The organism is Virgibacillus halodenitrificans JCM 12304 (genome assembly GCF_001310895.1).
Classification (GTDB): Bacteria; Bacillota; Bacilli; order Bacillales; family Amphibacillaceae; genus Virgibacillus_Q; species Virgibacillus_Q halodenitrificans.
In genome coordinates this window covers 18,581-27,255 of the sequence record NZ_BAZS01000044.1, presented here as the reverse complement: position 1 = coordinate 27,255, position 8,675 = coordinate 18,581, and the positions used below count along the sequence as shown (strand labels likewise).

At 37.7% G+C, this 8,675-nt stretch carries 9 protein-coding genes; 6 read left to right on the top strand and 3 right to left on the bottom strand.

The window, feature by feature from the left end; genetic code table 11:
• The first annotated feature begins 167 nt into the window (after positions 1–167).
• From JCM12304_RS17135 to argF, 6 genes are all read left to right on the top strand, one after another.
• Positions 168–548: a GntR family transcriptional regulator gene (locus JCM12304_RS17135; protein ID WP_019379043.1), complete on the top strand. Its 381-nt coding sequence runs from the start codon at positions 168–170 to the stop codon at positions 546–548.
• Positions 545–1,435: an ATP-binding cassette domain-containing protein gene (locus JCM12304_RS17130; RefSeq protein WP_060681767.1), complete on the top strand. Its 891-nt coding sequence runs from the start codon at positions 545–547 to the stop codon at positions 1,433–1,435. Before JCM12304_RS17135 ends, JCM12304_RS17130 begins: the two co-directional genes overlap by 4 nt.
• Entirely contained in the window at positions 1,422–2,165 is a 744-nt protein-coding gene (locus JCM12304_RS17125; protein WP_019379045.1) for a hypothetical protein, read from the top strand. Before JCM12304_RS17130 ends, JCM12304_RS17125 begins: the two co-directional genes overlap by 14 nt.
• Positions 2,162–2,815 (top strand): hypothetical protein, encoded by a 654-nt coding sequence (locus JCM12304_RS17120; RefSeq protein WP_060681766.1) that lies wholly within the window; start codon positions 2,162–2,164, stop codon positions 2,813–2,815. Before JCM12304_RS17125 ends, JCM12304_RS17120 begins: the two co-directional genes overlap by 4 nt.
• Positions 2,816–2,883: 68 nt before the next feature.
• Positions 2,884–4,080: a class I SAM-dependent rRNA methyltransferase gene (locus JCM12304_RS17115; protein WP_060681765.1), complete on the top strand. Its 1,197-nt coding sequence runs from the start codon at positions 2,884–2,886 to the stop codon at positions 4,078–4,080.
• Between the two features lie 295 nt (positions 4,081–4,375).
• Entirely contained in the window at positions 4,376–5,347 is a 972-nt protein-coding gene (gene argF, locus JCM12304_RS17110) for an ornithine carbamoyltransferase (protein WP_060681764.1), read from the top strand.
• A gap of 50 nt (positions 5,348–5,397) precedes the next feature.
• Here the strand turns inward: argF and thrB are convergent, their stop codons facing one another.
• Genes thrB through JCM12304_RS17095 form a run of 3 tightly spaced genes read right to left on the bottom strand, consistent with a single transcriptional unit; the run spans position 5,398 to position 8,643 of the window.
• The gene (gene thrB / locus JCM12304_RS17105; protein WP_019379049.1) at positions 5,398–6,285 is read right to left on the bottom strand and encodes a homoserine kinase; all 888 of its coding nucleotides are present in this window, start codon (positions 6,283–6,285) and stop codon (positions 5,398–5,400) included.
• Entirely contained in the window at positions 6,285–7,346 is a 1,062-nt protein-coding gene (gene thrC / locus JCM12304_RS17100; protein WP_019379050.1) for a threonine synthase, read from the bottom strand. Before thrC ends, thrB begins: the two co-directional genes overlap by 1 nt.
• On the bottom strand, positions 7,315–8,643 hold the full coding sequence (locus JCM12304_RS17095; protein ID WP_019379051.1) for a homoserine dehydrogenase: 1,329 nt from the start codon (positions 8,641–8,643) through the stop codon (positions 7,315–7,317). The genes thrC and JCM12304_RS17095 overlap by 32 nt, the downstream gene beginning before the upstream one ends.
• Positions 8,644–8,675 lie beyond the last annotated feature (32 nt).

Here is an 8,675-nt window from a genome sequence, read left to right as displayed (position 1 = left end):
TGGGGAATTGGGCGTGAATGTCTATTATAACCCTATGTGTAAAAGGATAAATAAAATTCTACCTAGGCTGCTTTTGAAATGATTCAGATTATTATTGAAATAATTAACAAAAGGTAGTATACTACATTACACGACTAATGCACTAACCTGGTTAGGAGGTTAAACACTTGAACCTTAATTCTGAGACGAGTAAACCGATCTATATTCAAATTGCAGAATGGATAGAGACGGAAATTCTTAAAGGGCATTTTAAACAAGATGAAAAAGTATACTCTCAATATAAACTTGCAGAAATCTTTACAATTAATCCTGCTACCGCCGCTAAGGGTTTAAATGTACTTTCAGACGAAAAGATACTTTACAACAAGAGAGGTTTGGGTAAGTTTGTAGCCTCACAGGCAATTGAACGTATTAGAGATAAACGAAAAAACGTAGTCTTAAAAAGATTGATTATAGAGTTAGTGGATGAAGCAGAGCAATTACAGGTGAGTGAGCCAGAATTAATCGCCATGTTACAGGAGTACAAAAAAGAGGGGGAGAAAAAGTGAATGTAATCGAATGCGATGGATTAAATAAAATCCGAGGAAAAGTAAATGCGTTACATAACCTTTCATTTACTATTAAAGAAGATACCATTACAGGTTTAATTGGACGTAACGGTGCAGGCAAAACAACACTAATGAAGGTCATTGCTGGAATGTGGAGGGAGACATCCGGTACTTTAAGAGTATTTAACAAGCAACCATTTAATAATCTATTTGTCTCGGTAAATAGTATTTATATTGATGATCAGCTTCGTTTTAATTCCTCCTTAACCCTTAGTGAGATATTAAAAGAAGCGGAGCGGTTTTACCCTAACTGGGATACAACTCTTGCGCTACGTCTATTTAGCTATTTTTCCTTTAACCCAAAGGATATCCATGAAAATCTATCAAAGGGTAAAAAGAGTACTTTTAACGCTATTATAGGGCTTGCCTCGCATTGTGCCTTAACTATGTTTGATGAACCAACAACAGGAATGGATGCCGCTGTGCGTAAAGATTTTTATAGAGCGCTCTTAAAAGATTATCTGAATAATCCAAGGACTATACTAATTTCCAGTCATCATGTTGATGAAATTGAGGATCTAATTGAAGATATTTTTCTCATAGAAAGAGGGGAAGTACTAGCTCATTTACCTATGGACGAATTTAAGGAATACGCAATTGGGTTGACAGGAAGAACGGAGATTGTCAGCCAATGGTCATCAAACAAAAAGGTATTATACCAAAAAACAAACGAAATGAATCGTACATTTATGGTTGTTAAAAATGAAGCATTTCCATTAGAGCAAGCAAAACGCCTCGGTATAGAGACTTCCAGCATTTCTGTTAGCGATCTAGCCATATACTTAACGAACCAGCGGAAGGAGGGAATAGATAATGTCTTTAAATAAAGTCAGATTAGGAAAATTGGTGCAAAAGCAAACGCAATTTAAATTAAGGTCCTATAGTGGCATTTTTAGTTCCCTCATTGTTTTACAGGTGCTTGGCATCTTGTTTTCGCTTAATGGAGTAGGAATGACTGGAACGAGCGCTTATAATATGTCGGTAAGTATAACCTATTACTCAGCAGATATTGTAGTTGTTCTGACATTAATTTGGGCTTTTATAAGCGCCATATTAATAACGACCAAGGCTTATAGAGAAGATGATTACATTTTTGTAACCAATCGGTTAAGCAGCAATTTATCAAATATCATTTTTATGGCGATTGCTAGTATCATTGGTGGGGTTACGGCAATATTATCTGGGTTTTTACTTAAATTAGTTGTCTACACCTTTTTCACTGCTGAGTTTATGCATACAGGCACATCCATGCTTTTATCGGAAGTTATAGGAGGGGCAATAATTGTTATATTGTATGTTTTCCTTGCCTGCGCTGCAGGTTATCTTATTGGTTCCATTGCCCAAATGAATCGAATGTTTATAATTCTGGTACCAGTTATAGTTATTGGAACTACCTTGCTTTTGGAAATGAGTAGCAGCAAATTAACAACATATATGATCGAATTTTACATTTATGAACATTCTTTCCTAATGTCTCTCTTAAAAGGCTTTTTTACAGCAGTTCTGCTATTTACTCTGGCAACGCTTCTTTCCAATAGAAAGGAGGTTAGAGCATGAGTGTCATTATTTTTATCATTTTTATTGTAGCACTAGTAAGTATTTCTATTTTGTTACAACGTTATGTTAACAGCTATGGATACCGGGTGCGAGCGATGCTGAGTGGTTATGTGATTTTTCTTCTGCTTTGCGTGCTTGTTTTCTTTCTATTGCCAACGGCTAATAGAGAGCAAGAAAAGCCTGCGAAAGAAAAAGAGGAAGCTCCTTATCTCTATGAGTTGCTTGAAACAGGGCAAGTAGATCAGATCAATAAGCAGTATATTCGTGAAAAATGGGAATATCCTTATGAAGCCACTGATATAAACATTCAGGCTCCAGATAATGATGCAGAAGGAGTAACTGTCATGATAAATACTTCGAATGGTTTGGAAAATGAAGTACGGATTACTTTTTATCAAACACCGGCATATGTCGACAATATAGATATCTCTAAAAAAGTTTATCCGCCAAACGTGAAGCTTTCTAAAGAAACTCTACATATTTATAAACCGGAAGTAACCGAAGTAGAGTATGCTGCTTTCACTCCTGAGTTTCCATTTCGTCAATTGACCGGAAAAAGTATCCTAGATGATCTGTTCGAGCACGGGCAACAGGTGCTTTATATCCAGATCCCTGATAACGTAAGAATCAGTACCAATAGCTTGTACTAAACCAGTGTTTATCTTTTCCTTTTTCGCTTCTCATGCGATAATGGAAAAAAACCAGATAGGATGAAAATATGAAGTCTGTAGTTGAATTAAAAGTAAAAGCAAATGCTATAAGAAACTATCAAAATGGGTATCCGTTGATTACGAAAGACACAATAAAAAATGTTGAAATGCTTAAAAAAGAAGGCAGTATCGTTCACCTCACCGATGACTCGAATCAATTTATTGCCAAGGGTTATTACGGTAAGCAGAATAAAGGAATTGGTTGGATACTCACCCGCAATAAAAATACTAAAATTGATTATTCCTTTTTTAAGAACAAAATTCTAATTGCCATTAACAAGAGGCAATCTTATTATGATGACCTTCAAACCAATGCGTTTCGCATATTTAATGGGGAAGGTGATGGCGTAGGCGGATTTACGATTGACTATTATGATGGCTATTACGTTATCAATTGGTATAGTGAAGGGATTTATGCCTACAAAGAACAGGTTATTCGTGTGTTGGATGAACTGGGAGATTATAAAGCAATTTATGAAAAGAAACGGTTTGATACAAAAGGTCAATATTTAGATGACGATGATTTTGTAAAAGGAGAACGGGGAGAGTTTCCAATTATTGTTACAGAGAATGGTATTCGCTATGCAGCCTATCTAAACGACGGTGCCATGACTGGTATTTTCCTGGATCAGCATGATGTACGAAAAGCGATACGCGATCGCTATGCAAAAGGGAAGCATGTATTAAATACCTTTTCTTATACAGGAGCCTTCTCCGTGGCTGCTGCGTTAGGGGGAGCAGAGAAGACGACTAGCGTGGATTTGGCTAAAAGAAGTAAAAGCAAAACGATAGAGCAATTTAGTGTCAACGGCATTGATTATGAGGTGCAGGACATTCGTGTAATGGATGTATTTGATTATTTTAAATATGCTAAGCGCAAAAATCTGAAATTTGATCTGATTATCCTGGATCCACCAAGCTTTGCACGTTCAAAAAAACATACATTTAGTACAGCGAAGGATTATCCGGCACTTTTAAAAGATACAATTGAAATTACGGATAAGAATGGTGTGATTGTTGCATCTACTAATAATGCTACATTTGGAATGAAAAAGTTTAAAGGATTTGTTGAGAAAGCATTTAAAGAAATGAAAGTCGGTTATTCAATTTTGGAGGAATTTCGCCTGCCAGGAGATTTTATGGTCCACAAAGATTTCCCTCAAGGCAATTATCTCAAAGTATTGGTTATACAAAAAAAGAATTAAATGGATACAAGCAAATGTTTAAAAGTAAACAGGAGTGCGATCAATGGTTGTTGTTGATCGTACTTTTTTTATGAAATGATATCTCTTGAACACGAGTCCGCGGATATTAAATTAATAGAGCACATTACTAAAAAGTGAGACCAATAGCACAAGTCATCGTTCTTATAATGGAATAATTTTCAGCTTGTTTCATGTAAATTAAATATTTTTAAAGAAATAAGCAAATTATTATTGTATAATTATTCTTTTTATTGCATAATAATTCATATACTAACTGAAATGAGGGTTGTGAATCATGGGTATTGAATTAGCAGAAATCACTAATAAACAACTGAATTTACATGGACGGGACTTTTTGTCATTAGTTGATTATACACCAGAGGAAATTTACTACTTACTCGATTTGGCGGAATATCTAAAAGAACAAAAAAAGAAAGGAAATGTTGTAGAGCCCTTAAAAGGCAAGACGCTTGGGATGATATTTGAAAAGTCTTCCACTCGCACTCGTGTATCTTTTGAAGCTGGTGTTTATCAATTAGGAGGGACAGGGATATTCTTAAGTTCAGGAGACCTGCAACTTGGTAGAGGAGAATCAATTTCAGACACAGCAAAGGTCCTGTCAGGATATTTGGATGGAATAATGATTCGTACTTTTTCCCAGGAAGGGATTGAAGAATTGGCTCATCATTCTACTATTCCTGTCATTAATGGATTAACAGACAAGTATCATCCTTGCCAGGTATTAGCAGATCTTCTGACGATTAAGGAATTAAAAGGGAAACTAAAAGGGATGAAAATGTGTTATATCGGCGATGGAAATAACATGGCACATTCCTTAATGATTGGTGGAGCACTGATGGGAATGGAAATCTCTATAGCTGCCCCTGAAGAGTACCAACCAAATAAAGCAATTACTATAAAGGCCGAGAAACTTGCTAAGGAACATGGTGGCGGTATCATTGTCACAGACAATGTGGAGATGGCGACAGATGGAGCGGATATTATTTATACAGATGTTTGGGCAAGCATGGGGCAAGAGATGGAACAGGAAAAACGACTGAGTGCCTTCAAAGATTACCAGGTAAATAGTACATTACTAGCTATGGCTAAATCGGATGTAATATTCATGCATTGTCTACCTGCACATCGGGGAGAAGAAGTTTCTACAGAAGTTATTGATGGAGAGCATTCCGTTGTATTCCATCAAGCTGAGAATCGCCTGCACGCACAAAAAGCGTTAATGACTGCCTTAATGGGAGATAAATAGAAAGCGATGAGCTGTGTAGAAAACACAGCTCATCGCTTTTCTTTCATTAATCAATAGACTTGTAGTCCCACTCTATCAATTTCTACCATCCGTACTTGATGTTCTGGAAGAAGGGGTCCCATTTTTTTAGCAAGTTGATCCCCTCGTTCCTTAGACGCAAATGAAATCATAGTAGGACCTGCTCCACTGATGACTGTTCCAAAAGCGCCATGTTCTTTGGCTAGTAGCTTTATTTGCTGGTAATTTGGAATAAGTTCTGCCCGAAATGGTTCATGGAAACCGTCCCTCTCCATTAGTTTCCCAGCCTGTTCATAGTCACCATTTATCAAAGCCGCTACCATTACATTACTGATACTACTGGCAGTAGTAGCTTGATTTTTGGAAAAATGATCTGGAATTACTTTTCTAGCTGCCTCTGTCTTTAGTTCTACATGAGGAATATATACAACGGTATCCAAATCGATATCGGATAAATGGACATATTCAAGGTCATCCTCTGTTAATTTGGCAGTAATTACTAAGCCTCCGAGTAAAGCTGCAGCTATATTATCGGGATGCCCTTCGATTTCTGTGCCGATTTGTAATTTATCTTTTTGGGACAAGGAGAGTTTGCATAGCTGGTTCGCAAGCTCAATACCTGCAACAACGGCAGAAGCGCTGCTTCCAAGCCCTCTGGCTAAAGGGATATCACTTGATATGGTCACTTTAGCTGGAGGAAGGTTTTGTTGATAACGTTCTGCAGTTCTTTGTGCAATTTGGTAAATAAAATGCTCTTCATATGTTAAGCAGTCAGGTAATAGCTTGGTTGTATGGACAAACTCCCACCTATCTGACTGTTCTACATTTAAATGAAGATAAAGCTGTACTGCCAGGCCTGCCGAATCAAAAGCAGGGCCTAAGTTGGCTGTACTTGCTGGAACGGAAAGCTTAAAATTCATCATGCTTTCACCAATTTATTTATATAATCTGTTACAGTAGCTTCGTCATTAGGCAAGGAAACAGTTTCTACTTCCAACTGATCAATAGCTGTTTGTGGATCCTTCAAACCGTTCCCTGTTAGCACAGCTACCACTTTACTTCCTTTTTGAATTGTTCCAGCTTTACATTGCTGAATAACCCCGGCTATGGAGGCACATGATCCAGGCTCTGCAAAAACACCTTCTACTTGTGGTAACAGTTTAAATGCATTACTAATCTCTTCATCTGAAACAGAATGGATGGCCCCATGGGACTCATCTCTTGCTGCTACAGCAAGATCCCAGCTTGCAGGGTTACCAATTCGAATAGCTGTTGCTATGGTTTCCGGATTTTCTATCACTTTATTATTAACAATGGCTGCAGCACCTTCTGCTTCGAATCCGAACATTTTAGGAAGTCCTGTTTGTTTGGATTCATTATACTCTTTAAACCCTTTCCAATATGCGCTAATATTACCTGCATTACCAACAGGGATCGCAAGTATATCTGGAGCAGCACCAAGCTCATCACATATCTCAAAAGCTGCTGTTTTTTGCCCTTCAAGCCGATATGGATTGACAGAATTAACGAGCGTCACAGGAGATGTTTCACTAAGTTTTCGAACCATCTTCAATGCATCGTCAAAGTTACCATCGATTTCTACAATTTCTGCACCATACATAATAGCCTGTGCCAGCTTTCCGAGGGCTACTTTACCCTTAGGTATAACAATGATTGCTTTTAACCCTGCTCTTGCAGCATAAGCAGCTGCTGAAGCAGAGGTGTTACCTGTGGAAGCACAAATAATAGAGGTGCTACCTTCTTCGACAGCTTTTGCTACAGCCATCACCATTCCCCGATCCTTAAACGAGCCTGTGGGATTTATTCCTTCTACCTTTCCATACAGATCAATGCCTAGTTGACTTGAGAGAGCAGGAAAGTGGATTAATGGTGTGTTACCTTCATGTAAAGTTAGTGATGGCGTATGTTCTGTTACTGGTAAAAATGACTTATAATGACTGATCAGACCGTGCCATTTCATTCTTAGCATCTCCTTCCACTTTATAATAACTCTTTACTTTAATAACTGCATCCAGACGATTAAGTCTTTCTAAAGCTGTAGTAAAATTGCTTAAAGAAGTCTGATGAGTAACCAAAATTATCTCTGCCTGTTGATGTTTTTGAACAGGTGTTTGAAGGATTCGCTTAAAACTAATGTTTAGCTCATTAAACAAGGAAGAAATTTTGGAAAAAGTTCCTACCTCATCCTTTACTTGTAGACGTAAATAATATTGTCCAAATCGTTGGTCAGGCGCTTTTAATTGTTTCTTAAATCTTGGTGCAACAGATTGTCTGCCATTTACACCTAAACGAATATTTTTAATAACAGCTACAATATCGGACACTACTGCCGTAGCTGTTGGCAGACTACCGGCACCTGGGCCATAGAACATTGTTTCTCCTACAGCCTCCCCGTAAACATAGACGGCATTATATTCATTTTTAACATCTGCTAAAGGATGGCTTTTTGCTAAAAAAGTCGGTTGAACGTTGACTTCTACCTTTTTATCCTTGCAGTTCGCAAATCCAATGAGTTTCATTGTGTAGCCTAACTTATCTCCATATTTTAAATCCTCTAAATCTAGATCCTTAATGCCGGTAACTTCTACTTCCTCTAAGGCAATATCTGTAGAGAATGCGAGTCTTCCCAGAATGGCCATTTTACGTGCAGCATCTAATCCTTCCACATCTGCTGTTGGATCTGCTTCTGCGAACCCTAAATCTTGAGCCTGTTTTAGTGCATCTTCATAAGGCATGCCTTCATTATTCATTTTCGTAAGTATGTAGTTGGTTGTACCATTAACAATACCCATTACCTGCTGAATCCGATCAGAGGACAAGCCCTCAGCAATCCCTCTTAAAATAGGGATTCCTCCTGCTACACTCGCTTCGTAGTAAAAATCACATTGGTTTTTGGTTGCTGCCTCCTGAAGCTCTGGTCCATGTAAAGCAACTAAATCTTTATTTGCTGTTACCACATGTTTTTTGGATGAGAATGCTTTTAAAATATGATGGTATGATTCTTCAACTCCACCCATAACCTCTACTATGATATCGATTTCCGGATCGTTTAAAATATCTTCTGGATTAGTGGTAAGAAACGTTCGATCTATTTGCACATCACGTGTTTTTTCCGTATCCCGAACTAGTACACTCTTTACATTTACTCCACAGCCGAGTTGGTGTGCAAGCTCTTCCTGGTGGTTTTCAATAAGCTTAATCACACCTGAACCGACTACTCCTAAACCTAATAGACCAACTGAAACATTGCTTCCCACAAAATCACCTCATAGTTTTTTCATTTAATAGA

Bases quoted from the DNA above. Each gene is read 5' to 3' on its own strand.
- JCM12304_RS17125 (WP_019379045.1), top strand. From the start codon at position 1,422: ATGTCTTTAAATAAAGTCAGATTAGGAAAATTGGTGCAAAAGCAAACG.
- JCM12304_RS17120 (WP_060681766.1), top strand. From the start codon at position 2,162: ATGAGTGTCATTATTTTTATCATTTTTATTGTAGCACTAGTAAGTATT.
- JCM12304_RS17115 (WP_060681765.1), top strand. From the start codon at position 2,884: ATGAAGTCTGTAGTTGAATTAAAAGTAAAAGCAAATGCTATAAGAAAC.
- argF (WP_060681764.1), top strand. From the start codon at position 4,376: ATGGGTATTGAATTAGCAGAAATCACTAATAAACAACTGAATTTACAT.
- thrB (WP_019379049.1), bottom strand. From the start codon at position 6,285: ATGAATTTTAAGCTTTCCGTTCCAGCAAGTACAGCCAACTTAGGCCCT.
- thrC (WP_019379050.1), bottom strand. From the start codon at position 7,346: ATGAAATGGCACGGTCTGATCAGTCATTATAAGTCATTTTTACCAGTA.